Annotated in this window: 25 protein-coding genes; 13 read left to right on the top strand and 12 right to left on the bottom strand. The window is 40.3% G+C overall.

Going from position 1 to position 24,018, the window contains the following annotated elements:
• Positions 1 to 55: 55 nt before the first annotated feature.
• Positions 56 to 1,984 carry a methyl-accepting chemotaxis protein gene (locus FLL46_RS19515; RefSeq protein WP_142933033.1) on the bottom strand — a complete coding sequence of 643 codons (1,929 nt, stop codon included), beginning with the start codon at positions 1,982 to 1,984 and terminating at the stop codon, positions 56 to 58.
• A 378-nt stretch (positions 1,985 to 2,362) separates the two neighbouring features.
• Between FLL46_RS19515 and FLL46_RS19510 the strand changes: the two genes are divergently transcribed.
• Entirely contained in the window at positions 2,363 to 3,163 is an 801-nt protein-coding gene (locus FLL46_RS19510; RefSeq protein WP_210418764.1) for a hypothetical protein, read from the top strand.
• 33 nt (positions 3,164 to 3,196) lie between these two features.
• On the opposite strand, the gene FLL46_RS19505 is transcribed toward FLL46_RS19510, so the two are convergent.
• The gene (locus FLL46_RS19505; protein WP_142933032.1) at positions 3,197 to 4,144 is read right to left on the bottom strand and encodes a hypothetical protein; all 948 of its coding nucleotides are present in this window, start codon (positions 4,142 to 4,144) and stop codon (positions 3,197 to 3,199) included.
• Between the two features lie 243 nt (positions 4,145 to 4,387).
• Between FLL46_RS19505 and FLL46_RS19500 the strand changes: the two genes are divergently transcribed.
• The 6 genes from FLL46_RS19500 (at position 4,388) to FLL46_RS27135 (ending at position 10,509) form a co-directional block, all read left to right on the top strand.
• Positions 4,388 to 5,290, top strand: a complete 903-nt coding sequence (locus tag FLL46_RS19500; RefSeq protein WP_142933031.1) for a phosphoenolpyruvate carboxykinase (ATP) — start codon at positions 4,388 to 4,390, stop codon at positions 5,288 to 5,290.
• Positions 5,287 to 6,177 (top strand): sulfotransferase domain-containing protein, encoded by an 891-nt coding sequence (locus FLL46_RS19495; protein ID WP_142933030.1) that lies wholly within the window; start codon positions 5,287 to 5,289, stop codon positions 6,175 to 6,177. The genes FLL46_RS19500 and FLL46_RS19495 overlap by 4 nt, the downstream gene beginning before the upstream one ends.
• Before the next feature lie 35 nt (positions 6,178 to 6,212).
• On the top strand, positions 6,213 to 8,189 hold the full coding sequence (locus tag FLL46_RS19490) for an asparagine synthetase B family protein (protein WP_142933029.1): 1,977 nt from the start codon (positions 6,213 to 6,215) through the stop codon (positions 8,187 to 8,189).
• Positions 8,183 to 9,244: a sulfotransferase gene (locus tag FLL46_RS27140; RefSeq protein ID WP_168204252.1), complete on the top strand. Its 1,062-nt coding sequence runs from the start codon at positions 8,183 to 8,185 to the stop codon at positions 9,242 to 9,244. Before FLL46_RS19490 ends, FLL46_RS27140 begins: the two co-directional genes overlap by 7 nt.
• Positions 9,210 to 10,166: a 2OG-Fe(II) oxygenase gene (locus FLL46_RS19485; protein ID WP_168204251.1), complete on the top strand. Its 957-nt coding sequence runs from the start codon at positions 9,210 to 9,212 to the stop codon at positions 10,164 to 10,166. Before FLL46_RS27140 ends, FLL46_RS19485 begins: the two co-directional genes overlap by 35 nt.
• Positions 10,167 to 10,335: 169 nt before the next feature.
• Positions 10,336 to 10,509 carry a hypothetical protein gene (locus tag FLL46_RS27135; protein WP_168204250.1) on the top strand — a complete coding sequence of 58 codons (174 nt, stop codon included), beginning with the start codon at positions 10,336 to 10,338 and terminating at the stop codon, positions 10,507 to 10,509.
• Here FLL46_RS27135 and FLL46_RS19480 read toward each other — a convergent pair.
• From FLL46_RS19480 to FLL46_RS19465, 4 genes are all read right to left on the bottom strand, one after another.
• Complete coding sequence (locus FLL46_RS19480; RefSeq protein WP_168204249.1) at positions 10,506 to 11,606, bottom strand: sugar-transfer associated ATP-grasp domain-containing protein; 1,101 nt, start codon at positions 11,604 to 11,606, stop codon at positions 10,506 to 10,508. The two genes, FLL46_RS27135 and FLL46_RS19480, sit on opposite strands and share 4 nt — an antisense overlap.
• A gap of 106 nt (positions 11,607 to 11,712) precedes the next feature.
• On the bottom strand, positions 11,713 to 13,458 hold the full coding sequence (locus FLL46_RS19475; RefSeq protein WP_142933026.1) for an ABC transporter ATP-binding protein: 1,746 nt from the start codon (positions 13,456 to 13,458) through the stop codon (positions 11,713 to 11,715).
• 38 nt (positions 13,459 to 13,496) lie between these two features.
• Positions 13,497 to 14,000 (bottom strand): lasso peptide biosynthesis B2 protein, encoded by a 504-nt coding sequence (locus FLL46_RS27975; protein WP_142933025.1) that lies wholly within the window; start codon positions 13,998 to 14,000, stop codon positions 13,497 to 13,499.
• A gap of 20 nt (positions 14,001 to 14,020) precedes the next feature.
• Entirely contained in the window at positions 14,021 to 14,302 is a 282-nt protein-coding gene (locus tag FLL46_RS19465; protein WP_142933024.1) for a lasso peptide biosynthesis PqqD family chaperone, read from the bottom strand.
• Positions 14,303 to 14,728: 426 nt separating this feature from the next.
• Here FLL46_RS19465 and FLL46_RS19460 point away from each other — a divergent pair, with 426 nt between their 5' ends.
• From FLL46_RS19460 to FLL46_RS19445, 4 genes are read left to right on the top strand one after another with little or no spacing between them, the layout of a single operon-like run.
• Complete coding sequence (locus FLL46_RS19460; RefSeq protein WP_142933023.1) at positions 14,729 to 15,238, top strand: phage tail protein; 510 nt, start codon at positions 14,729 to 14,731, stop codon at positions 15,236 to 15,238.
• A gap of 14 nt (positions 15,239 to 15,252) precedes the next feature.
• Positions 15,253 to 15,774: a phage tail protein gene (locus tag FLL46_RS19455; protein ID WP_142933022.1), complete on the top strand. Its 522-nt coding sequence runs from the start codon at positions 15,253 to 15,255 to the stop codon at positions 15,772 to 15,774.
• An 11-nt stretch (positions 15,775 to 15,785) separates the two neighbouring features.
• Complete coding sequence (locus FLL46_RS19450) at positions 15,786 to 16,316, top strand: phage tail protein (RefSeq protein ID WP_142933021.1); 531 nt, start codon at positions 15,786 to 15,788, stop codon at positions 16,314 to 16,316.
• 56 nt (positions 16,317 to 16,372) lie between these two features.
• Positions 16,373 to 16,882 carry a GNAT family N-acetyltransferase gene (locus FLL46_RS19445; protein ID WP_142933020.1) on the top strand — a complete coding sequence of 170 codons (510 nt, stop codon included), beginning with the start codon at positions 16,373 to 16,375 and terminating at the stop codon, positions 16,880 to 16,882.
• 78 nt (positions 16,883 to 16,960) lie between these two features.
• Here the strand turns inward: FLL46_RS19445 and FLL46_RS19440 are convergent, their stop codons facing one another.
• From FLL46_RS19440 to FLL46_RS19415, 6 genes are all read right to left on the bottom strand, one after another.
• Complete coding sequence (locus FLL46_RS19440) at positions 16,961 to 17,251, bottom strand: DUF6916 family protein (RefSeq protein WP_142933019.1); 291 nt, start codon at positions 17,249 to 17,251, stop codon at positions 16,961 to 16,963.
• Positions 17,252 to 17,468: 217 nt separating this feature from the next.
• Positions 17,469 to 18,074: an aspartyl/asparaginyl beta-hydroxylase domain-containing protein gene (locus FLL46_RS19435; protein WP_142933018.1), complete on the bottom strand. Its 606-nt coding sequence runs from the start codon at positions 18,072 to 18,074 to the stop codon at positions 17,469 to 17,471.
• Between the two features lie 95 nt (positions 18,075 to 18,169).
• Positions 18,170 to 19,348, bottom strand: a complete 1,179-nt coding sequence (locus FLL46_RS19430; protein ID WP_168204247.1) for a nucleotidyltransferase family protein — start codon at positions 19,346 to 19,348, stop codon at positions 18,170 to 18,172.
• A gap of 85 nt (positions 19,349 to 19,433) precedes the next feature.
• Positions 19,434 to 20,003 carry a YggT family protein gene (locus FLL46_RS19425; RefSeq protein ID WP_142933016.1) on the bottom strand — a complete coding sequence of 190 codons (570 nt, stop codon included), beginning with the start codon at positions 20,001 to 20,003 and terminating at the stop codon, positions 19,434 to 19,436.
• A gap of 70 nt (positions 20,004 to 20,073) precedes the next feature.
• Positions 20,074 to 20,895, bottom strand: a complete 822-nt coding sequence (gene proC / locus FLL46_RS19420) for a pyrroline-5-carboxylate reductase (RefSeq protein WP_142933015.1) — start codon at positions 20,893 to 20,895, stop codon at positions 20,074 to 20,076.
• A 29-nt stretch (positions 20,896 to 20,924) separates the two neighbouring features.
• Positions 20,925 to 21,611: a YggS family pyridoxal phosphate-dependent enzyme gene (locus FLL46_RS19415; RefSeq protein ID WP_142933014.1), complete on the bottom strand. Its 687-nt coding sequence runs from the start codon at positions 21,609 to 21,611 to the stop codon at positions 20,925 to 20,927.
• A gap of 133 nt (positions 21,612 to 21,744) precedes the next feature.
• Between FLL46_RS19415 and FLL46_RS19410 the strand changes: the two genes are divergently transcribed.
• Both FLL46_RS19410 and FLL46_RS19405 read left to right on the top strand, forming a co-directional pair.
• Positions 21,745 to 22,779, top strand: a complete 1,035-nt coding sequence (locus FLL46_RS19410; RefSeq protein WP_142933013.1) for a type IV pilus twitching motility protein PilT — start codon at positions 21,745 to 21,747, stop codon at positions 22,777 to 22,779.
• 105 nt (positions 22,780 to 22,884) lie between these two features.
• Positions 22,885 to 24,015, top strand: a complete 1,131-nt coding sequence (locus FLL46_RS19405) for a PilT/PilU family type 4a pilus ATPase (protein WP_142933012.1) — start codon at positions 22,885 to 22,887, stop codon at positions 24,013 to 24,015.
• Positions 24,016 to 24,018: the final 3 nt, after the last annotated feature.

The raw sequence follows: 24,018 nt of genomic DNA, 5'->3' as shown, positions 1-24,018 counted from the left end.
ATAGCAAGTTGCGAAACTATTGATGAAGGACAATAAAATAGGAAGAATTCGAATTCTAAGTCTTAAAGCTACCAACAAGTGAATTAAGAGAAGTCACACTTTCGTAGAGAAGATCGCAAGATTCATTTGTTTGTCGAGCGGCGTCGGCTGTTTCAGTAGTTTTGTTATTGATTGATGCGATATGCTGATTTAGATCTTCAACCACGGTACTTTGTTCTTCGGTTGCCGTGGCCACCTGTATACTCATATCGGATATTGATTGCACTGACTGTGTGATAGCGGTTAAAGAAGAACCTGTGGAGTTTGCGCCTGATACTGCATCAGCCACCCGACCAATTCCCACTTCCATGGCCTTAACCGCGTCACTGGCGCCGTGTTGAAGTTTGTCGATCATGGTACTGATTTCTTCGGTCGATTCATGTGTTCTGCTAGCGAGTGTTCTGACTTCGTCCGCAACAACAGCGAAACCTCTTCCTTGTTCTCCGGCTCTTGCTGCTTCGATGGCGGCGTTTAAAGCGAGTAAGTTCGTTTGATCTGAAATGGAACGAATGACTTCCAGCACACTGCCAATTTGTCCTACGTCTTTCGCTAATGTTTCGATGACAGTTGCTGCACTTTGAATATCTTCATTAAGCACATTGATATTTTTCAATGTAGATTCAACCACAGACTGGCTATCTTTCGCTTCGTCTGCGGATGAGCTTGAAGCCTTGGCTGTTTCAGAGGCATTTTCTGCAATTTCCTGTACTGTCGCGCCCATTTCTGTAATGGCAGTGGCAACTGAGTCAATACTTTGCATTTGATCATTCGTATTATTCTGTGTCGTTTCGGCCAATACTTGTACCTGACGAGTAGTTCCTTCAACTTCTTTGGCAGTGTTGACCATGTTGATAACCAGATCGCGCATTTTTTCAACGAAACGGTTAAAAGCGACTGCCAATTGTCCGATTTCATCTTTACTTTCCACTGCCAAAGTTTTTGAAAGATCGGCGTTTCCTTTTGATATTGCGTCGAGCATTTCAGAGGTTCGAACAATTGGTTGGGCCATTGAACGAGCGAGGAAGGTGGCAAAAAATAAAAATATTGCGGCGATAAATAAATTGACGACAATCACTTTTTGATTGGTTTCATCAACCTGTTCGAAAACCTGTTGTACAGGGATCTCTGCGATAACGTGCCAATTTAACGACGGAAAACTTTTCGACGCCATAAACAATGGTTCGTTCTGAGTCACTTGAATAACATTGCTTCCTTGCTTGATGAGTAGTTGACTCAAATCTAAATCTTGATAATTCAAGTTTTGGATATTTTGCTTACCGACCAGGGAGGAGTCTGAATGAACTTTTATCAGTCCTTCGTTATCGATTAAAAAAACTTTTCCACTCTCGCCGATTCGATATGAACGTATCAACTCCGACAGTTGAGCGACTTTTATTCCAATACCGGTTATCGCCTGCTTATTGTTAGTAAGATAGTTGATAAACAAAGTATAGGCGCCGGTTGATTCATCGATGTCCAGCGACATTTCATAAGACTGACCACTTTTTAAAAATTGATAAAACCACTGATCTCTTTCTCTGTCGGGGCTAAGTGTGCGTTCTAATCCGTCGGCTGAGTAATAATTGCTTGTTTTAGCCGAAACCAAAAATGAAAAACTGGACTGGGAGGTATTTCTCACGCGATCTAAATATTTCTGGATGTCGCTTCTGCCTGACTCTTTTTCACCGTTCGCTAACCAATCATTCACAAAAGTGTTATTGGCCATTTGTTTCGCAGTATTTAATGGAATAGCGATTTCGAGTTCAAGTTGACTAGCAATACTTGAGAGTATTTGAGGTAGATCATTTCTTTCTATTTTGGACTGGGCTATCGAGCGCATCAAACTATTAGAAATGATTGTTGAAAAAACAATGCTCAATAAAAGTGAACCACCAATGGCTAGCGTGAGTTTATTTTTAATACTGAGTGAGCGCCAAGCATTCATTGTTTTAGTTCCTTTGGTTAAAGGTATAACTCATATCGATATCAATCAATTTTAGCCTGTATTTTGCGATACCGCCGAAGATTAAATTGCTCTGGCCGTTTACTCGACTTTTAGGAAAGGCTCTGTGGAATATACAAATTTGCCTAAATGTCTGTGATGAACTAAGTTTTGTTTACGTTTCAGATTGTTCTATCGAATCATGTCGCTACTCGCAGGTTTTTTGGGGGGGTGAAAAGCGGCAAGCTTCGCTATGACCACTGTGTTTTGAATAACCGGTTATGAAAAAGTAGTTGTGGACAAAGTTGTTATGGATAAAGTAGTTGTGGACAAAGCGGTTTCGAAAAAGTAGTGATAAAAAATAGTCATGGAAAAATAACGATGGAAAAATACTGCAAGCGATATATTCCTATTTTATTAATGGTCTGTCTAAATAGCATCAACCCTGCTCATGGCGCTGAATGGAGTAATACCGAAATACATTTTCAATACGGAGAATTGAAAGCTCCCTCGTTTGCAAATGGCGTTAAAGCCGATACCACGATCGTTACTTTTCAACACGCGAGTGGCTGGAAATATGGAAGTAATTTTTTCTTTATTGACCGTATTGATGATAACAGGCCCGATGGTTTCAATGATCAAGATTGGTATGGAGAGTGGTATACCCATTTAAGCGTAAATAAAATGAGCGGTCGCCAGCGCGGGGCTTTGCTTGCGGATTGGGGGCCCGTGATGGGGTTTAATTTTGCTGCAGATGCCAGTGTCACCAAATACCTGCCAGGTATTCGTTTTTCATGGAATGTCGACGGATTTGCCTATCTCAATACTGACTTTACCGCTTATATTGACGATAGTGAAGGGGTTAACAATGGAGGTGCGCCGAGTGATGATGATAGTTACATGATTGATGTTAGCTGGAGTTATCCATTTTCGATTGGCGAGCACGCTTTCATGATAAGTGGTCACGCAGAATATATTGGAGAAAGAACCAACGAATTAGGTAATGAAGTGAGTGACTGGATTTTGGCTCAGCCCCAATTTCGTTATGACCTGGGAAAAACGCTTTGGAACGATGAAGGAAAAGTGTTTATAGGCATCGAGTATCAATATTGGAAAAACAAGCTAGGTGATAAGGCAATAACGGATAATGTCGCGCAGTTTCTGTTAGTTGTTCAACTTTAACAGATTTGTCGTATTAACCTCACAGTGATCTTATTATTGAAAAACGAGTTCTTTGGCTTTGTGGTATTTTACATAACGATTTCTGGAGATCATTATGAGCGTAAAAATATTACTCAGAATCCAAAGTATGAAGAGTACCAGAAAAGGGAATCTTAATGTCGCTTCGACTGGCGGCTTTGGTGGAACAATGACTTTAAAAGGCTGAGCGAGTTGAGAAGCGGCGGTTGAAAGTTTTACTTTTCGTTGCTCAATTTGTTCTTGTAACAGTTTTATATTGACTGGCCTGTTCTCGTTTTTCAATAAATGCTCAATGTTTTTTATTTCGTCGTTAATAATATTTTGCTCTCTATTGAGAATGAATTGATTAGCATAGTCGATCAGGAGCTTGGTGATGTATGAACCGGTGGTAGGGTCTTTCCACTTTAGCGTGATCGTAATAAGACCATTCTTTTTGTTCATTTTCACTTTTAGCTTTTTTGATAAAAGTTGAAGTGCTTTGTAGTCTTTGGGTTCATAACTTTTTCGTTGAGATTCGAAGCTCTCTTCTATCGGAGACGCTCCCCATTCAAAAACTCTCTTTATAAGGTTGGAGGAAGATTTAATCCATCTTTTATTCACTGTATCCCAGCGCTTTGGATACATAACTTGTTTCAATTTGTGGTGTTTGATAAAGCTGCTTAACAGGTTTTTAGACTTGAGTATTGCTAGCTTTTCTTGTGTACTCGACTGACTGCTGGCAATTGCTAGCTTTTGGCTCGCCCTTATCGCCCGCCTCAATGATTTTGGTAAACCCTTGAGCGAGCCTTTCTTAAAATCTCCTGCAAGGGAATTACTAACTACCAGCTTTGCCTTAACTATGTAAGTTGGTTTCAGGTTTATTAAGACGACAAATAAAGTGCACGCCACAAGTGGAATGAAAACTAGCGATGAGAATTCTGATTTAGATAGATGAAGGTAGCGTTGTCCCAATTTTATGCGCATAGAAATTCATTTTTTGTCAGAGTGTGCTTCCAGCTTTACTGGTTATTTGGTTTTGAGATTTTTTGTTTGCTCGATTTTTATTTTAAGGTTTTTCCTACTATAGTTCATTTAGCTATTTTTGCACTTTCACAGATTAAATATTAAGAGGCAATGAGGCTTATGATTGCCAGATAGTAAAAAATTAAACGGTTTTATTGTTGTTCGATTAAAACTAAATGATTAAAAAATTAAGAACAGGCAATAATGAGACAGTACAATGCTTTTGGATTAAACATTGCTAGCGAGTTTGAGCTGCCATCGCTTATTTCGACGTCATTTAAGAAAGCGGACGTTTGTATTAGAAAAGGAAGTGTCTGTAAAAAAGGTTTAAAGAATCCCTGGCGGACGCGTCCTTTCTGCCAGCAAGCCCCATCAGAGATATGGTTGCACGTACCAGAAGTTGCTCGGTTTTATATAACTCGGGGCAATGAAGTGATCGTAGAGCCTTGTATGAATTCAGACCAACAAAGTGTTCGATTATTTATCCTCGGCTCCTGTTTAGGTGCTGTTATGCATCAAAGAAACCGTCTAGTCATTCATGGCAATGCCATTCGCATTGGTGATAGCTGTGTTATTTTTGCAGGAAAATCAGGAACTGGAAAGTCAACTTTGGCGGCTGCTTTTTATCAAAGGGGCTATGAAGTGTTAGCTGATGATCTTTCGGTAATCGATCAGCAATTAAATGTACAACCAAGCTATCCACAAATAAAACTTTGGCATGACACCGTGGAAAAGTTGGGACTTGATATATGCGAACTGAACAAAATCCGTTTACAAATTGATAAGTATGCTTATCCGATGGCGGAGAGATTTTGTCAAAAGCCATTGCCTGTCAGAGCGGTCTATGTTCTTAACAATCACCGGAATGATCAAATTCTTTTTCAAGCTATTGAAGGTGGCGATAAATTACCTCCACTGAAGAATCATACTTATCGTCGCGGATATATAGATGGCTTAGGTATACAGGCACAGCATTTTAAGCTTTGTAGTCAATTAGCTAATCAGATTGAAATGACTCGTGTCACTCGGCCAAGTCATAAATTTGAGATTGACAGGTTAGTTGAAAGTATTGAAGCTGATCTCAGAGGGAAGGTGCTTGCCGCATGAACTGCGTTAGCACAGTCGCCCCAAAAATTTATTGGCTGGCTTCTTATCCAAAATCAGGGAGTACCTGGGTGAGGGCTTTTATTTTTAATTTACTGAATGATGAGCAAAAAAAATTTAGAATTAATGATTTGGATACTGGGCCGATTGCCAGTTGCCGCAAATGGGTAGAGGATGCCATAGATTTCGATATCAGCGAACTTTGCCACAATGAAATTGATTTATTAAGACCGGGAGCTTATCGCTGGTTATCTGAAAATATGTCTCAAAATGGTTATCATAAAGTTCATGATGCTTACACGACTTTACCTGATAGCAATCGATTGTTTCCCCTTGAAGCCACTCGAGGGGCATTGTATATCATTCGTAATCCTTTGGATGTCGCAGTATCCCTCGCCTGCTTTACAGGAAACTCGATCGATAAAACAATTGAGGATATGGGAAACATTGAAGCGACCACTTGTGGAAATCCCTTAAAATTTCATCAGCAACTCCGCCAGTTGTTATCTAGTTGGTCGCAACATGTTATGAGCTGGGTGAATGCCTCTGACATTTCTAAATTGATTGTTCGATATGAAGACCTGAAGTTCAAGTCTATGACATCCTTTACTCAGATAGCCCATTTTCTGCAATTGCCGACTAGTGAAGTCGCGATTAAAAATGCACTAGCTCAGTGTCAACTTAAAAGATTACAAGAACAGGAAATTCACCAACCTTTTAAGGAGTGCTCTGAAAGTGCTATGCGATTTTTTCGTAAAGGAGTTGTTGGTGACTGGCTGGAAATGTTGAATAGCGAGCAGGTGCAATCTATCGTTGATGAACACGGAAGCGTTATGCGTAAATTTGGTTACCTGACTTCGACTGGAAAACCAGATGATTCTAAAGGGTAACGTCTTATTGAAAGCGCTGATTGAGAGAAAAAGCCATGAGTACCATTCATGCTTGCCGATTAAATAAAGAGCGTTGCGCCAGCCAAATTTTGAGCAAAATGCTTAAGGCTTCGGATTATTGGCATCCGGACGAGCGAAGTAAATGGGTGTCGAGTGAAACTGATGTCGGTTTGGCCAAGGCACATTTATTAAATACTGAGCGTTCAATAGATGATGCGTCATATTTTTCTAGTGAATTAGGTGTCGCTATATGCGCCAATGCTCGTGTTGACAATCGTTCTGTATTGCTAAAACAGCTGAGTTTCAGCGAAGAAGATTCGAGAATAAAAACAGATGCTCAACTCATAGCCCACTGTTATAAAAAATGGCAAGTAGATTGTCCTGCTCGGTTACGCGGCGATTTCGTTTTTATTATTTGGGATGAAGAAAAGCAAAAGTTTTTTTGTGCCAGAGACCATTTTGGCGTTAAGTCTTTATTTTACTCACGCAATGAAAGGGGCGTCATGATCACTAATGAGCATAATGCCTTTTTTACCTCCGAATGGTTCAATCGATATCAGTACGATGAACCCTGGTTGATAGCGCGATTATGGAATTTAGGAGCGCTAGACTTCGAATCCCCTAATTCGGAGATACAAGCACTACCGCCTGCCCATTCATTAGAAATTGACGAGAAGGGAACTCGACTCCAACGTTATTGGCGGCTAACAAGTAAAACAACTTGGAAGAACTACAGTGATAATGAGCTTATTGAAGAACTAAAACTTAGGTTTGAAAAATCGGTTATCGCAAGACTTGATAGTCGATATCCTCTAGGCGCTGAACTCAGTGCTGGTTTGGACTCAAATGGAATTGTTGGATATGCGGCTCAGCATTTAAAAAAGCAATCTCTTTACACTTTTTCTCATCAGTGTGAGGCATTGACTAAGGAAAACTACTTTGTCTGGGGGGATGTCTATAGAGATATTCAAACAACATTTAAATTACACGAGAATATTGAACCCGTATGGGATTATTCACCGAAAACTGAATGCTTAGCGAGTGACACTTCTGAACAATTATTACAAAGTAAGAAGAAGTTTTACCGTTGCTTTGGTGGTGTAGTGCCAATTTATGGAGGACACTTTGTACGCTCAAAACTCGCAAAAAAAAATGGCGTGCGTGTAATGCTATCCGGGTGGGGAGGGGATCATTGTGTCACTGGTTATGGTGATGAGTTTGCAGATGAACTTTTTAGAAATAGAAAGTTTATTTCGATTTTCCGGCTGTTAAAAGCTAAGAGGTTACGAGGGCGTGGCGGAAATATTATACGTTCTTTTATTATTTTGGCGATAAAACAATTCTTACCATCTCTCTACCTAAAGATGAAAGGGCTTCGTTCGGGTGTTGAAAACTCACTTCTATTTCGAGCTAAAAACCACTTTCTTGGTCAAAAATGGAAAACTCAGTACGAACTGGAAAATACACTGGTGAAGTTTTTAAACAACTATCAGTGTCATTCGGTTAATAGAAAAGAGTCTCTTGAGTTATTTGAGTTAAGCCTGACGAATCGGCTAACCGAGTCTGAACTTGAGGGACGGCTATTCAAAGTTGAATATCGTTATCCTATGTTGGATGTTGACTTGGTAGAGTTTTTCTATAGTTTGCCCAGCCAGCTAAAAATCTATGATGGGATTGAGCGCTATCCGTTTCGGCTTACTCTTGAAGGACTTGTGCCTGAACATATTCGTTGGCGAAAAAAACATGATGTATGCCTTCCTCAAAAAGATAAGAAGGCCGAGATAGAACGAAAGCTAGAAAGGCTTATACCCAGGCTTGAATATAGTTTATTGGTTGAACGCTATAGTAGTGTGAACGCTTTGCAAAAGTGTATTAGTTCTAAAAGTCGAGCTTTACTAGATTCTCTGGAGTTTTTGATGGATGTAGAAGAATATTATTATTCAGGCAATGAGCAGAAGAAACCCTTGGAGAATCCGAACGAGAAAAAGGAAACAATTACTGCCTTATGCTAAAAAACTTGGAAAGTATATGTTTTGATGAAACATCATGTGGCGAAACTTTAACATGTTCTCGTGAGCATCAGCGTTCCGATGCGTCATATTTTCCGCTTGACTATGTCAATTACGATGGAAAAATCGTTATCCAATATATCAAGGGGGGGGACGCAAAACCAACAGATGCTTTTATTTCTCAAACTGAGAGAAGGCTTATCCAAAGTAAATCGCCTCGCCTGTTACGCCCATTAACAAGCAGAAGTTACAAAAGCATGGAGCCAATTGCCGGACTAATTTTTCATAGTTCCCGCTGCGGTTCTACTTTATTGTGTAATCTATTAGATACTCTTCCTGACTGTTATGTTATCAGGGAGAGCGAAGTGCTTAATAAATTGCTGCTTGATAAGGAAATTACCGAGTTTCAGCGGAAACAATTGTTTCTTACGGTGGTAAGTGCTTATAGCAGATACGCAAATTATATGGGAAAACGCTGTGTTATTAAGTTTACCAGTTATTGTTCTTTGTATTTACCTTATATTCAAAAATGGCTTCCAAATATTCCATGGCTTTATCTGTATCGAGATCCTGTTGCGATTGTGAATTCTTTGAAGAGAAAGACTGCCGGCTGGTTGAGACCTGATTTTATACGAGAATTGACAGGGTGGGAGGAACACGATACTGCCTTATCGGCAAGTAGCCTGGCGACAAAAGTTATCGACTTATGCTTCGAGCGTATGTTGGTATATTTTGACAGTTGTCATGAAAATAATTTGACTGAGAAAATGGAAAAGAGCTGCACAAAAAATTTAATTGAATATGAACAGTTATTCTCTAATGAGATGTCCAGAGTGCGTAGTATTGTCTTATCATTTGGTTTTACTCAGCCTCAGTCGAATAGCGCGATGATGGCCTGCTGCGCAATTGATGCTAAATCGGGAAAGCAACGTCAGTCTTCGATTGAAATCGAAAATCAATCTGTCGATAATCAGAAAAAATTATTCACCAGACAAGCTTGCTATCGGTCTTGCAGGAAACAATATGACAAGCTTCAAAAGCTCAACGGCAGCAAGTAACGCTACACCAAGCTCAGAAAAGGCGAACGAAGGCGATTTATATCAATTTCCAGAGCCCGTTCTTTTGTTCGATAACCGCGATGTCAGCGAACAGATGGTGCAACAAATACAATCGCGATTGTTGGCGTCACCTAGCGATCAACTTTACCAGCTGCTATTGGATGTATATCGGCGCACAGGCGAATTGGCGCGAGCGGAAGAGTTGGTTCGTCGATGGTTAGAGTTTTCCCCGGAAAACAAGTTAGCGGCCTACCAGGAAAAAATATTTACCCAAAAGATGCTCATACCAGGGATATATAAGCAAAGTGAAATACAGCCTGCGCCCTTTGCCATTTTTGATAAATTTTTAGAAGTTAGTGAGAGAAAGTATTTCTGGGAAAGAGCACTCGGTTCCAGCAATGAGTTTAAAAGCTCAGGAATCTCTTATGGCGATGGCGAGCGGGTTGAATATCAATATCAAAACCGAAATAGCGAAGTTTTGTTTTTAGAAAGTCAAGAAAAACAGAATATTAAAAGTAAGATACTCAAGTTAATAGATGAGCTGTTTGAACGGTTTCTAATACCAAAAAAAGCAATTAAGAATATCGAAGTAAAGTTAACTGCTTACGGCGAAGGCGGTTTTTTTAGAATTCACCAAGACGGTTTTTTTAAACAAGGAAATTCTTCAAGATTTATTAGTTGGGTTTATTATTTTCATGCTTCTCCCAAACCATACAGCGGCGGTGACCTTGTGCTTTTCGACTCCAATTGTGCTAAAACAAATCATCTGTTTAGTGAAAGTCACTACACTCGTTATAAACCGATGGATAACCAAATTGTTTTTTTCCCTTCCTGGTTTTATCACGGCGTAACGCCGGTTAAATTATTGCGGCCTGGATTTGATTCATATCGTTTTGCGGTGATGGGCCATATTAGTTGTTAGCACTATATACCAACAACGAGTTTTTTTATAACACTGACTCAAGCTTGAAAAGGCTAATAAATATTTGTTTTTCATTGTTCACGATACTATAATTTTTCGTACTTTACTGGCTTTAAATAAGCTGTTTCGGCTGGTTCTTGACGTCTATAATCGTAATGGAGAATAAGCGATGGGTATCGATGATAATAAAATTAACGCAGATGAGCTTCAAGAGAGTATCCCTGCTGAAAAGGAAAAAAAAGTTTGGAACAAGCCGTTATTAAAAACTTTTTCGACTCAAAATACAGAATCCAAAGATACATTTAACCCCGGTGAACTTAGTGACACGGTTGGTGCTTCTTAGCTTTCTAAGCTTCTTTTGACTTCATGGATATGTGGGGCGACTCCCCAGTTAATATTGCCTTCAAGTAATTTGATACCTTGTGTGGTTATAGCGAGGTCCCAGCCGATTGCCCTGATATCTCTAAATATTTTATGAGCGCTGATAGCAGTGCATTTTGCTTCTTGCCATAAAGGTAATTGATAGTTATCTAGCCTGGCTAAATTTCTTTCTTTATGTGCTCGCCCATTAAATTGAAGGTGATTGGTGGTTTTTAGTTTCCCCGTTGACTTCTGAATACTATAAGTATCTACATTATGAAAGTCATTTTTGGCAGGAACTTCCAAAACCGCTGAGAGAACTTGAGGCTCGCCATTTGTTAGTTCGGTGATAAGCCTGATTGTAATTAAGTCCTCACATTGACTATACATAACTAGGTTTGGATGGTTATATAGTAGTGGCTGCAGTAGTAATGAATGTGCGATCAAATCCTGTTTAATTTGTTCAAGTATCTCATTATTATCTGATAAAGCACTTATATTCTTTCCCCATAGTTGGTAGCTATTTCGCTCGATTTTGTATCTTAATTGGTAGCACCCTTGTTTTCGACTTCCATTTATTGGCTTGATAAAGCTCGAACTTTGGTCAAAAAGCTGTTCGTGACCTGGTTTTGTTCCTTGGGCTAATACTTGTTTGGTATCAATCACAGGAATACCTGATTTTTTCATCTCTATAGAAAAATCATGTTTATCTGACATCAAATGTAGACTTTTATCGCTGATACTCGGAGACATCATATGGTGCCAATGAGGGAGTTCATGGGTGTAGATAAAATCCAACCAATGTTTTTCTGGTACGCGATAAAGTTGATATTGATAATAAAAGTGAGGCGGGATAGTGTGCAATATTGCCAGGGATATTAAGTGAGCAAATTGCTGATAAAAAGGTATTTTTTCGTTGTTATACAGCGTGGTACGAAACTTTTTCCAAGCACTGTAAATATGTTTCCATGAAAAAAACAAATACCACAGCGTATAGCTATAAATTGCGATCAATGCCCAACTACCTCTTGAAAGCTTATTCCAGGCACCGAGGAAGGTCTTTTTGTGAAGTCGAACCATATTATTTTGCCTTGGTAAAAAGTATCTCCAACTTAATATGGCGTGAGGAACCTGACGAAATAGTATATGACGCTTAATATTCTTCCAGCGGGTTGTGAAAGATTTATTACTCAATAACTTTTTTGAAATCATCTTCTGGCAAACGTGTTGTTAGTTCGATTCGTTTATCAACATGTTGAATGGTAGTCTCGCTGTGGGCGATTATCAGTAGTGTTAAATTGCCACGCAGCTGCTTTAACGCCTGCTGTATTTTTTGTTCGTTATCTCGATCAAGTGCGCTGGTAGCCTCATCTAGTATTAGTAATTGGGGGTTCGTGAGTAATGAGCGAGCTAATGCGAGCCGCTGACGTTCTCCGCCGGATAAGCGCATACCATGATCACCAATAATAGTATCGAGTCCTTGGGGCAACTCTCGCACGAAAGTGTCAGCCGAAGCCTGACTTAGCACCTCCCACAGCTGTTGATCAGTGGCTCTACTATTAGTCACCCAGCTTAAATTCTTGCGCACTGTATCGTGGAACAAGTAGGTTTCCTGTGTGACATAAGCAATCTGCTTGCGCCACGCTAATCTGAAAGTCTCATCGAGTAAAATATCGTCGCAAAAAATTTGCCCATGCGTCGGTGTTAATAAACCGGCGATTAAGTCAGCAAGGGTTGACTTGCCTGATCCTGAAGGCCCAACAAGTGCTACCGTTTGGTTTTTATGAATAGTCAGGTTGATATTCGAGAACACCGGAGATTTTTTGTCGGCGTACTGGAATGAGATGTTTTTTAGTTGAATCTTATTATTTAGTTTTGGGCTGGGTATTTCTGATGCGTCAACTTCAGCGTGATTGATACATTTCTCCATCATTTGATGGATATCGTTAAAGGCCGGAACCTTATGAACCAGTTGCTGATAATTTTTTTGTAACATGGAAAATTGTGGGAGTAATCGAGAAAATATCACGAGTAGTAACAAACTTGTCGCCAAGGGGGTCAACAGTACCGTTTGTGATATGTAGAAAAACAAGCTAAATGAAATTACAGTGATTACCATATAAAGCCAAAGTGTTATGGCGTTCATTCGAACTAATTTAAGTTGTTGGCTTTCCAGCTCTGTACTGATTTGTTGCATTTTATTCGCGTGGTAGTTTTCACCTGCGAAACTTTTGATTATTTTTAAACTGATTAATTGCTCTGTTAAAATTTGGAAGATCATTTTGAAGTTTAATAATTGCTTTTGCCCTGAGCCATAAATAATTCGGTTCACAGGAAATAGTAATATTGATAATAATAGAGCAAACCCGATTGCCATTAGACTCAACTGCCAAGATAAAAGAAAGGCCAGGCTGAGTGTCAAAGTAGCGAGAATTAGTTGGCTTAATATGTTTAAAATCAAGTTAGATGCATGGCCGATGGATTGTATTTGTCCGCTTAAGCTATGAGCAAAGTCTGACATCCGGTTTTGAATGATAAATTGCCAGTTACTTTGCAACAGACATCGATACAACCTGTTTCGAAGAAAGTTAATATAAGCTTGCTGAATGGAAGAGGTCTGTATCGTAAGTTGGTAGCGTAATGATGCGATAGTTGTCACTATTAATACATAGCAAAGTAGAATATTCGGTAAATTAAGTTCCAGGTTAAGGTATTCAAACAATGTACCTGCGCTTGCTGCAATACCATTGATATTGGTAATTCCAACTTCAAAGCCAATAATTTGCAGGAGAGGAATAATAAAGAGAAGGCCTATGCTAGCGGTTAATCCCTGAAGGAGCATTAAGACCAAAATCACAGATTGTTTTCGGGGAGAAAACATGAAGAATTGTTTAAAGCCATACCACAGAGGGGTTAAGGAAAGAGTGCTCATTTTTTTTCGTTTAGGAAAATATTTTTCCGGCTTGTTAATTAAATTTGCTGTGAGACACTTACATCCGTAGATATTGAGTGTGCCAAGTAAGAGCCTACAACGCCATATGATTGATGGCCTTGTCGACCAGTTATGATCCAGGGGCCTACTTTAATCCATGTGTGAGCTGTCATTGGTTTTTTCTTTTGCCTGGTAAGTCTTGCACCAAAATGTATTACGTATGGAATTTGATACCATCCCAATAAAGTTCTTGCCATAATGACTTGCACGAAACACTTTGAATCCCATGGGGTGTATCGAGCAACCAATTTGATAACGTGTCCGATTCGCCGGGCTATCCCAAGTTGTTTGTCGGAGGCGAGGCAGGATAATTGATAATTATGGTGATATTTGCCTAAATACATGGCTATTTTGCGAAATGGTATTAACAAAATCATAGCTCTAATTAATCCGCTGTAGGGATATAGAAAGAGAAACCAGAATTTCTCTCTGAATGGCAGATTATATGCACTACGAATTTTTTGTACGAGGACCAAAATCATTGCTTATGAATAACTGTCAGTTAAGCTATCGTGACGGTTCGTACTTGTGCCATTTGATTGATGAAATCAATGACGTCCTGATGACACTGTTCTTCCGACACATCATACTCTGACAATAGTTGCGAGCAGATTGCCTGAACTGAAAGGGGTTTTTCTATTAGTTGCCAGATGCGAGTCGCAATGAGATCTAAACCATAGTAATTGCCACTTTCTATATCCATCATAACGGTTTCACCGTCAATTAGAGCTTCTACAACCTCACTATTTCTTTCTATCTGGGTACTCATTCCAATGTTAGTCATAGGTAATTTCCTTAAATGCTAAGACAACCGATAAAGCTACGTGCATTGCCTTCTATTTTTGGACGATTAAATACCAATTTAAAATTTTGATATAGGTAAAACTGCCTAGATTAATATTGAGTTTAAGTATAGAAGGGAATGTTGTAGTTAGTAAGTTTGATTTTAGTTTTTCTGAATATCGTAATGCTCTTAAAATATCTCTTTTGGCTATTTCGCAATTGTAAATTAGGTAAATAAATTTGATTTCTTGACTTTATCTTCATTCGTGTACTAGTTTAAAAAACAATCAATTTAAAAGTCCTTTATTACGATAGAGCTAAGTCATAATGGAGGAGCACAGGGGTCGGTAATAGTCAGTCAAGTTGAGTAAACGATCGCAGTTTCGTTATCGGCGATGTTAGAAAACTACAGACAAGGAACAATATCATGGCAGAACCTTTTATCGGTGAAGTGCGTTTGTTCGGCTTTAATTATGCCCCAAGAAATTGGGCATTTTGTGATGGCGCTATATTACCAATTGCACAAAATCAATCGCTTTATGCTTTGTTAGGAACTCAGTTTGGAGGTGATGGGCGAACGAGTTTTGCCTTACCTGATTTGCGCAGCCGAGTTCCAGTCCATCGAGGTGATGGATTTAATCAAGGCGCACGGTATGGAGCTGAAACAGTGACATTGGAAGTTAGTCAAATAGCAGCTCATACACACACACTTAATGCTTCAAACGATCCAGCAACATCGAGTAATATCAGCAATGATGAGACAACCAATTTTGCTCAAGCAAACGGAAATGTTTATGTTGAATCCGCCAATTTAACTCAGTTGTCAACGCAAACTGGTACGCCGACAGGAGGAGGACAAGCTCATGAAAATCGCCAGCCGACTCTGGCTGTGAATTTTTCTATTGCAATGTTGGGGATTTTCCCCTCGCGCAATTAATTAAGGAGAATCTGATGAGCGAACCATTTATTGGTGAAATTAGGATGTTTGGCGGAAACTTTGCACCGCGTAGCTGGGCGTTTTGCGACGGGCAACTCCTTGCGGTTAGTCAGAACGACGCATTGTTTTCGTTGCTTGGAACGATCTATGGTGGTGATGGCCGAACGACTTTCGGGTTGCCTGATTTACGGGGAAGGCTACCAGTTAAATTTGGCCAAGGAACGGGTTTAAGTAATTACCCGATTGGACGGCGCTATGGTGATGAATCTGTTGTATTAACTTCAAATCAAATACCTTCTCATAATCATCCTCTGCAAGGATCAAAAAATCCAGTTGACTCCCCACAAGCGGTGGGACGAGTTTTGGGAAAACAAAATGCGTTGTTCTATCATGCTGCTGAAACAGGTCGAGTCGCTAATTTTTCTCCGAATGCCGTTGGAAACTCTGGTGGAAGTCAGGCTCATAACAATATGATGCCTTCGCTTTGCGTAAATTTTATTATTTCGCTTATTGGCACTTACCCATCTCGAAATTAGAGGAGAATAAAATGGCTGATCCATTTATTGGTGAAATCAAAATTTTGCCTTACACGTTCGCACCCAGAAGTTGGGCTAGCTGCGATGGGCAACTGTTACCCATAAGCCAGAATACCGCGTTATTCGCTATTTTAGGAACGACTTTTGGTGGGGATGGGCGTTCAACTCTTGGCTTGCCCAATTTACAGGGGCGAGCCCCAATGCATCCAGGACGAGGACCCGGACTTACCCCACGCCGTTTGGGAGAGCGTGTGGGAAGTAGTACGGTGGTTTTAGATGAAGCTGAAATACCATCGCATAATCATCGTGTAGCAGGTGTTCGCCGTATTGGAACTGCTGACACACCAGATAATACTATGTTTCCTGCAACGGATGCTGACATCGATACTCATCAGTACATCAGAACAGATGCTAACCTCTCGTCTATGGCATCTAGTTCATTGGCTATATCGGGAGGAGGTCAGGCTCATGAAAACCGCCAGCCTTCGTTGGTTATGCAGTTTTGCATAGCGCTCGATGGTTTGTTTCCTTCGCGAAACTAAATTGACGGCTGTTTCGCGGAGTTCCAGATTAAACTAACAATTAGGATCATAAGATTATGGCAGAAGTTAGTTTGTGGCGAGAAAAAATATCACTGAAGCGGTTTGGTGACGGTGATCTTGATTTTTTAGAAGCGCTTTATGCTTCTGTTCGAGAGCCTGAGCTCGCGATGACAAATTTTAGTCAAGAAGAAAAACTTTCATTCTTAAAGAGTCAATTTGCTGCTCAACATAATCATTATTGTAGTGGTTACAATACAGAGCATTTTTATATCATTTATGCTGCAGGTGAGCGAGCAGGGCGTTTTTTTGTTGATTATTGGGATGAAGAAATTCGCATTGTTGATATTGCGTTAATGCCGTCGTTTAGGCAATTAGGACTGGGCAGCTACTTATTAAAAGATTTGTTCTCAAAAGCCGAAAAGCTTAAACAACCGGTATCCATTCATGTTGAGAGGCATAATCCTGCACGCCGTTTGTACGAACGATTAGGATTTGAAATAAAGGGAGCCCATGACGAGATCTATCTGTTAATGGAGTGGAACCCAAAAGAAGTGTTGGAAGTATAGATTAGACTGCACGTTCTAAGTAAAGCAGGTTTTTAAATCCTGCTTTACTTACTTGAGTAAGAGCAGCTTGAGTAAAAACTATTCTTGTAACTCGCGGTTAATAATTATTTCATATTCTGTTTCACTGTTTGGGCTCATAAAAAGTGAAACCTCACCAAAACTCTGATGGTTTATCTGATAAGTTCCTTGTGCTAAGGGCGTTTCCTTATCTCCACTGAGCAAAACTGAAAATGCTTCACGTTTGTCATCATGAGCTTGAGTTGTGCTAATTTCATCGACCGTGAGTTCAACTTGCGTATCGTCAGAGTTTTTCAGAGTAAGCTTTTCTCCTTGCATTGACTTCAGTGTTTGATAATTGAATTTTTCCATGATGACCTCTTATCTTGAACGATTAAAAATTTAACGGTTAAAAATTAATTATTTGTTTTATCTATTTAAATGTATCACTTGATTAGCCGAAGTAAAGAAAACTGAGAAAAAGATTTTATTTTATTTCAAATAGAGTTTACCTATACAAGCTGTTTATACCATCTCATTGTTTTAATACTTATGGTCGGTAATAGATTTTCTGATTTCTTTAACTGTTTTAATCATTAAGCACCTTATTTTTTAACCAGGAATTACTAATGCAGTCAATGACTAGATGTATTCGATCATCGCTGCTGCTGTTAACGACCGAGTGGACTTGATCGGCATCTATGTACCATAGTTCCCCAGGGTTCATTAAGACTTCATTTTCAGACACAAAAAAACTAACTTCTGATGAAGAAATAATTGGAACATGTAGTCGTGCCTCTCCATATTCCAGGCTGACTCCATTATCTCGGTGCGGTAAGATCTTTGCACCGGCTCGTAAACGCATAAAGCGAACTGACTTGATCGTGCACGGAATTTTTTTGAGAATCTCGTTTACTTCAGGGTAGTGCTCCATTAGCGGTAAATTTTCCCAGTTTTCTTCTGGAAGGTTGCTGTCGTGGGTAAAGCATTGCAAGATTGGATGGGCAAATCGATGTTCGCGAATACAGCGCAGTGCTAAAACGTCCCACGTTCCCTGGTAAGACTTTTTATTAACATGATTCACCCAGTTCTTTTCATTCGATATACGAGTGGTTAAACATCGCAGATTTTGTTCGTCAAAAACAGTGGTTAAGAGGCGACTGTGTGGTCGTTGTTGTGTGGGTAAATTGGCCATAGGTTAAGATGCATGTTCGCTGAAAGCTTTTGTTATTGGCGTGCTGACTGGATGCTGATGGTATCGTCTAGCGCTGTATAATTCTCCAGAATGTTCTATCTCTGTTTGATTTCCTTTAATACTCGCCACACTACAAAAAAAGGGCGCAAGAAATAATGAAAGAATGCAAAACTATCTGGAATTTTGGACATTTTTATTAAATCGACTCCACAAGGTGAAAAAAGCATATCGTTAAGTGTGAAAAGCTTTTGGTGTAGCTTTTCTGGAAAAATCAAACCACGCATCCTGGTAAAAAGCCAAAACTTTAATGTGCTGGTAGCGTCATTTCCTTTGATTCTAAAAATGGATTTCTCGATAAGCATAATTGTTGTTTTGTCGCTAGCGCAAAAGTCTAAAATAAGCTTCGGAACTTCTATTTCGTAGAGTATACTCGCCAACACCCAGCTGATTGCAATATATCTTTTAGCATTAAATTGATCCGATAGACTCCAAACCCTCTTATGAAAGTTTTTCTCTTCTTTTGTCTTGGTCTCGATAAATAATGCTATATCGAGCAACCATTTTAGACGGTAATGAAAGTTGTGAGCACCATGTTGACAAAGATAAATAAACTCATATTCAGAATTGCTTTTTGTTGTATCAGTGATTAGTAAGTCACCAATGATTTTCTCTGATAATGGCGATTTGTGTTCAAACAGGCGGATATGCAGTTCAATAAGAATCCCATCTTTATTCCAATAACTTAAATCTTTCTGCCGACCAAAGTAGATAATCAACTGTTTGGGCGTGAGCTTGTTATAAGCATCGCAACTAAATCCAAGTTGGTTTAGTATTTTGTCGGCTTTCTCCAAATATTCACGTCTAGTCACTAAGTCGATATCACTAGAATGACGTTTAGCAATGTCACCATATAACTTTTTTGCCAATAAACAGCCTTTAATGGACGCAACGGGGATCCCCGCTGAATTAAATTGGTAAATCAGCTTTGTCAGGATCTGAAATTGCCTTTTATGCAAAGATACATTTTGCAGGTACTTTTTATGCAGGTAAGCAAAAGTCTCGCCATGAAATCGGTTTTCAAAGTGCGACTGAACATTCAGATAAACACAAGGCCAGACCCGGTGCTGATCGAGTAAGGTCTTCAATAAGTCATAGTCTAGATTTTGCTGGAGTAGTGTGTGGGCTTCGGAGACTTGTTTGTTGGTTAACTCAGGGCGGCTCAGCAATGCAATTAGCTGCAATTCTGGACTGAGTAATTGGCGAAAATCTTCCACAGGTTTGATGCTAACTCAAGCTGGTTTCCTTTAACATTAGCAAGCTTTAGTTTTAAACGCCAATTGTGGAAGATTGCTTGAGGAATTAACTGGTTAGTTTCGCAATCAGCGGATAAAGATAATAGCTAATTGAGCTATTGATAAAAAATAGCACAATGAGAACTAACATCGGAGAAAGATCAAACCCGCCGGTTGGTGGGAGCTTTTCTCTCACTTTAGCCAGCAAAGGCTCAGTCAATTGGCCGAAGATTGCTAACACCGGATTGTATTGACCTGGCTGCATAAACCAGCTTGCAATCGCTCGTACTATAATCAAAAAGATATACAGTCCGATCGCGCTCTCAAACACATTGATAACGGAATAAAGTAACAGCGCTGCAATATTCAAATTACCAATTCCAGAGGAGATAAATTGGATAAAAAGATATTTGACAATAATCACCAGCCACGCAAGTATCAAAGTCGATAAATCGATACCACCAAAGCCAGGAACGACTCTGCGAATTGGTTTAACCAAAGGGTCGGTTATTTTAATAATAAATTGAGATACTGGATTGTAATAATCGGCACGAAAATATTGGAGAAAAAATCGAAGCAATATTGCACTCACATAAAGACCAATGAGCATTGAAATAAGTTGAGCAAAAGGGTTCATGACTTCTTACCTTGTTAGTTTTGTTTTTTCAAAAGCAGCGTGATGCTAGTCCAACAAATAGCAACATGTGCTAATTGTGATTACCTAATTCTCTACCTCTTTGAATGGAAGCACTCACCGCTTTTTTGACGATATCTTCGAATTCGTTATTTTTGAAAACGGTGATTGCCGCTGCGGTAGTCCCGCCTGGTGAGGTGACTTCTTTTCTCAGTGTATTCAGAGTTTTTGCCGGCGTCGCTTTGGCTAGTTGCGCTGCGCCCGATACGGCTTGTGTGATCAGATCAAAAGCATCTTGTTCGGGTAGTCCTGATGATACTGCTTGCTCAACCATTGATTGCATCATGAGAAAGATATAAGCCGGTGAGCTGCCTGCTATCGCGGTTACAATATCAATATGTGATTCGTTGCTGACCCAATTGGTTTGTCCCACTGCCTGGAATATGGACTCGGCAATTTGCCGATTATTTTCCGTCGCCTGAGACGTTGCATATAACCCCGTGGCTCCTAGCCCAATTAATGCCGGTGTGTTTGGCATCGCACGAATGATTACCGGATTTTGTTTAAGTCCGTCAGCAATTTTGGCTGCTCTAAATCCTGCTGCGACCGAAATGACCAGTTTGTTGCTAAAATCACATTGAGATAACTGCAAACAAACTTCAGGCAACTTTTGCGGCTTAACTGCGAGTACGACAATATCGCCAAAATTAGCGGCTTCTCGATTGTCATTGGTTGTTTGCAGAGAAAACTGGTCAGCCAGGTTGTCCAGTTTGCCGCGACTTGGATTGCTCGCCATGATTTTCTCAACTGGCCAACCTGAGGCGACTAGACCAGAAATGATTGCTGTAGCCATATTGCCGCAACCGATGAAGGCAATTTTTGAATAATTTGTCATTAACTATCGTCTTATTAATTAGGTTATTGTTAATTGTTTCTTCTGGGCCCGAAAATTCCGGTACCAACTCGTACCATGTTACTGCCACTGGCAATAGCTGCTTCCATATCGCCGCTCATTCCCATCGAAAGGGTATCCATGTTAGTAAATTCTTTTCTTAGTTCGTTAAATATTTCACTAACCTGATTAAACTGAGCTAATTGTTCCTGGTATGTGTCTCGTTTTGGCGGTATTACCATCAAACCACGTAATTGAATATTGGGGAGCGCTGCCGCAATTGCAAGTAGCTGGGTAAGTTGTTCTTGGGAGACGCCCTTTTTTTGAGGCTCGTTAAACAAGTTGGCTTGAATACAGACTTTAAGTGGACCGAGCTGAGGTGGTCTTTGCTGGTCAAGACGGGTGATAATCTTTTCTCGATCAACGCTTTGAACCCAGTCAAAATTTTCCGCAATTGGTCGAGTTTTGTTGCTTTGAATTGGGCCAATGAAATGCCAGATGATTGGAATGTGCTTGCATTCTTCAATTTTAACCAGGGATTCTTGCAGATAGCTTTCGCCGAATTCTGTGATTCCGCTCTCATAGGCATCTTGAATTGCGATAGCCGGATGTGTTTTACTGACGGCCAGCAATTTTACCCGACTGGGGCTGCGGCCGGCCTGCGCGCAGTATTGGTTGATATTTAATCGAACTTCTCGGATTTGATCTGCTATATTCATAGAAGTATTTTCTAAGCGTTTTGATGCAGTAATAAACCGCGCCGCATTTTAAAAAACGTAAAAGTATCAATCAATTAAAAGATCCGCTAGTATTTTAGCATCTAACAAAAAGAAATGTTGGAGTATTCTATCCATGGATATAACCGAATTACTCGCGTTTAGCGTAAAAAATAAAGCATCAGACCTTCATCTGTCGGCAGGTTTGCCACCGATGATCAGGGTTGACGGTGACGTTCGGCGAATTAATGTCCCGCCAATGGACCACAAAATGGTCCATAGTCTGGTGTATGACATTATGAACGATAAACAACGAAAAGATTTTGAAGAGTTTTACGAAACGGATTTTTCATTTGCCTTGCCTGGAATCGCTCGTTTTCGTGTGAATGCATTTAACCAGAATCGCGGCGCAGCGGCGGTTTTTCGTACCATTCCATCACAAGTATTAACCCTTGAAGAATTGGGGGCTCCCCAGGTTTTTAAAGAAATGTGTATGCATCCTCGCGGATTAGTGCTGGTTACCGGTCCAACGGGGTCTGGTAAAAGTACCACTCTGGCGGCAATGATTGACTACATCAACGACAACCACTATGGCCATGTGTTAACCATCGAAGACCCAATTGAGTTTGTGCATGAAAGTAAAAAATGCCTGATAAATCAACGGGAAGTTCATCGTGACACACTTGGGTTTAGTGAAGCACTTCGCAGCGCGCTGCGGGAAGATCCTGATATCGTGTTAGTTGGGGAGATGCGTGACCTGGAAACCATCCGTCTTGCACTGACTGCGGCGGAAACCGGTCACCTGGTGTTCGGCACATTGCATACTTCATCGGCTGCGAAAACGATTGACCGTATTATCGATGTATTCCCCGCGGCGGAAAAAGACATGACTCGATCAATGCTATCGGAGTCATTACAGGCCGTTATTTCACAAACGCTATTGAAGAAAAATGGCGGTGGACGAGTCGCTGCCCATGAGATCATGATTGGTACAGCCGCGATACGAAATCTGATCCGTGAAGATAAAGTGGCCCAGATGTACAGTGCAATTCAAACTGGTCTGGGGGTTGGCATGCAGACGCTTGACCAATGTTTGAAAGATTTATTGGCGAAAGGTCTGATCAGTCGTCAGGACGCAAAAGATAAAGCGAAGAACAAAGAAGAATTCTAGGACATTTTGTCGTTCATCCAGTGCCAGAATATTAGCAGTAAGAGTTGGCAGCTGGTTTTGAAAAATGGTTATTTGCAGTAAGTAATTTACCCGGAGTGAATAAGGATGGATTTTGAAGGTCTACTGAAATTAATGGTCACTAAAAAAGCGTCGGATCTTTTTATCACCGCCGGTGTGCCGCCCAGTATAAAAATCCACGGTAAAGTAATGCCTGTGACTCAGCGAGCATTAACACCTGAAAAAGCGCGTGAAGTTGTACTCAGTGTTATGAACGAGGAACAACGCCGTGATTTTGCCCGCATCAGAGAATGCAACTTTGCGATTAGTGCAGCTGGAATAGGTCGTTTTCGTGTGAGTGCGTTTCAGCAAAGAAATCATATCGGTATGGTATTACGTCGAATTGAGACAACAATTCCGACGATTGAAGAGCTACGTTTGCCCAACATTCTCAAGAAACTATCTTTAACCAAACGTGGATTGGTTATTTTTGTTGGCGCGACCGGAACAGGTAAGTCAACTTCCCTGGCATCTATGATTGGTTATAGAAACCGTTCAACCACAGGTCATATCATTTCTATCGAAGACCCCATCGAATTTGTTCACAACCATGATAAATGCATTATCACTCAGCGCGAAGTGGGGATTGACACCGAAACTTTTGACGCGGCATTGAAAAATACTTTACGTCAGGCGCCCGATGTTATTTTGATTGGTGAGGTTAGAACTGCTGAAACGATGAATTATGCTGTGGCTTTTGCGGAAACGGGCCATCTGTGTATGTGTACCCTCCATGCGAACAATGCAAACCAGGCACTTGATCGAATATTACATTTCTTTCCGAAGGAAAAGCACAGTCAGGTGTTGATGGATTTATCATTAAATCTACGCTCGATTGTTGCACAGCAGTTGATACCGACACCAGATGGCAAGAGCCGACGTCCGGCAATTGAAATACTGATTAACACACCATTGATTTCGGACCATATCCGTAAGGGCGAATTACATTTACTTAAAGATTTGATGAGCAAGTCCAATGAACAGGGAATGCAAACCTTCGATCAGAGTCTGTTCCGTTTGTTCAAGTCTGGCGAAGTGACTTATGAAGACGCGTTGCATCACGCTGATTCTCCCAATGATTTACGTTTGATGATCAAGTTAGATGCTTCTGAGAGTAGCGGTAATTCCCTGGAATCTGGTTTGGGTGGGATGACGCTGGAAGAACAAGATCCCCATTAATTA

It is taken from the genome of Aliikangiella coralliicola (assembly GCF_007004725.1).
GTDB lineage: Bacteria > Pseudomonadota > Gammaproteobacteria > Enterobacterales > Kangiellaceae > Aliikangiella > Aliikangiella coralliicola.
Note: the sequence above shows the minus strand (reverse complement) of the source record. Positions and strands in the feature narration are given on the sequence as shown.

Excerpts from the sequence above, each read along its gene's own strand:
- FLL46_RS19515 (WP_142933033.1), bottom strand. The coding sequence starts at position 1,984 with ATGAATGCTTGGCGCTCACTCAGTATTAAAAATAAACTCACGCTAGCC.
- FLL46_RS19510 (WP_210418764.1), top strand. The coding sequence starts at position 2,363 with ATGGAAAAATACTGCAAGCGATATATTCCTATTTTATTAATGGTCTGT.
- FLL46_RS19505 (WP_142933032.1), bottom strand. The coding sequence starts at position 4,144 with ATGCGCATAAAATTGGGACAACGCTACCTTCATCTATCTAAATCAGAA.
- FLL46_RS19500 (WP_142933031.1), top strand. The coding sequence starts at position 4,388 with ATGAGACAGTACAATGCTTTTGGATTAAACATTGCTAGCGAGTTTGAG.
- FLL46_RS19495 (WP_142933030.1), top strand. The coding sequence starts at position 5,287 with ATGAACTGCGTTAGCACAGTCGCCCCAAAAATTTATTGGCTGGCTTCT.
- FLL46_RS19490 (WP_142933029.1), top strand. The coding sequence starts at position 6,213 with ATGAGTACCATTCATGCTTGCCGATTAAATAAAGAGCGTTGCGCCAGC.
- FLL46_RS27140 (WP_168204252.1), top strand. The coding sequence starts at position 8,183 with ATGCTAAAAAACTTGGAAAGTATATGTTTTGATGAAACATCATGTGGC.
- FLL46_RS19485 (WP_168204251.1), top strand. The coding sequence starts at position 9,210 with ATGACAAGCTTCAAAAGCTCAACGGCAGCAAGTAACGCTACACCAAGC.
- FLL46_RS27135 (WP_168204250.1), top strand. The coding sequence starts at position 10,336 with ATGGGTATCGATGATAATAAAATTAACGCAGATGAGCTTCAAGAGAGT.
- FLL46_RS19480 (WP_168204249.1), bottom strand. The coding sequence starts at position 11,606 with ATGGTTCGACTTCACAAAAAGACCTTCCTCGGTGCCTGGAATAAGCTT.
- FLL46_RS19475 (WP_142933026.1), bottom strand. The coding sequence starts at position 13,458 with ATGAGCACTCTTTCCTTAACCCCTCTGTGGTATGGCTTTAAACAATTC.
- FLL46_RS27975 (WP_142933025.1), bottom strand. The coding sequence starts at position 14,000 with ATGATTTTGGTCCTCGTACAAAAAATTCGTAGTGCATATAATCTGCCA.
- FLL46_RS19465 (WP_142933024.1), bottom strand. The coding sequence starts at position 14,302 with ATGACTAACATTGGAATGAGTACCCAGATAGAAAGAAATAGTGAGGTT.
- FLL46_RS19460 (WP_142933023.1), top strand. The coding sequence starts at position 14,729 with ATGGCAGAACCTTTTATCGGTGAAGTGCGTTTGTTCGGCTTTAATTAT.
- FLL46_RS19455 (WP_142933022.1), top strand. The coding sequence starts at position 15,253 with ATGAGCGAACCATTTATTGGTGAAATTAGGATGTTTGGCGGAAACTTT.
- FLL46_RS19450 (WP_142933021.1), top strand. The coding sequence starts at position 15,786 with ATGGCTGATCCATTTATTGGTGAAATCAAAATTTTGCCTTACACGTTC.
- FLL46_RS19445 (WP_142933020.1), top strand. The coding sequence starts at position 16,373 with ATGGCAGAAGTTAGTTTGTGGCGAGAAAAAATATCACTGAAGCGGTTT.
- FLL46_RS19440 (WP_142933019.1), bottom strand. The coding sequence starts at position 17,251 with ATGGAAAAATTCAATTATCAAACACTGAAGTCAATGCAAGGAGAAAAG.
- FLL46_RS19435 (WP_142933018.1), bottom strand. The coding sequence starts at position 18,074 with ATGGCCAATTTACCCACACAACAACGACCACACAGTCGCCTCTTAACC.
- FLL46_RS19425 (WP_142933016.1), bottom strand. The coding sequence starts at position 20,003 with ATGAACCCTTTTGCTCAACTTATTTCAATGCTCATTGGTCTTTATGTG.
- proC (WP_142933015.1), bottom strand. The coding sequence starts at position 20,895 with ATGACAAATTATTCAAAAATTGCCTTCATCGGTTGCGGCAATATGGCT.
- FLL46_RS19415 (WP_142933014.1), bottom strand. The coding sequence starts at position 21,611 with ATGAATATAGCAGATCAAATCCGAGAAGTTCGATTAAATATCAACCAA.
- FLL46_RS19410 (WP_142933013.1), top strand. The coding sequence starts at position 21,745 with ATGGATATAACCGAATTACTCGCGTTTAGCGTAAAAAATAAAGCATCA.
- FLL46_RS19405 (WP_142933012.1), top strand. The coding sequence starts at position 22,885 with ATGGATTTTGAAGGTCTACTGAAATTAATGGTCACTAAAAAAGCGTCG.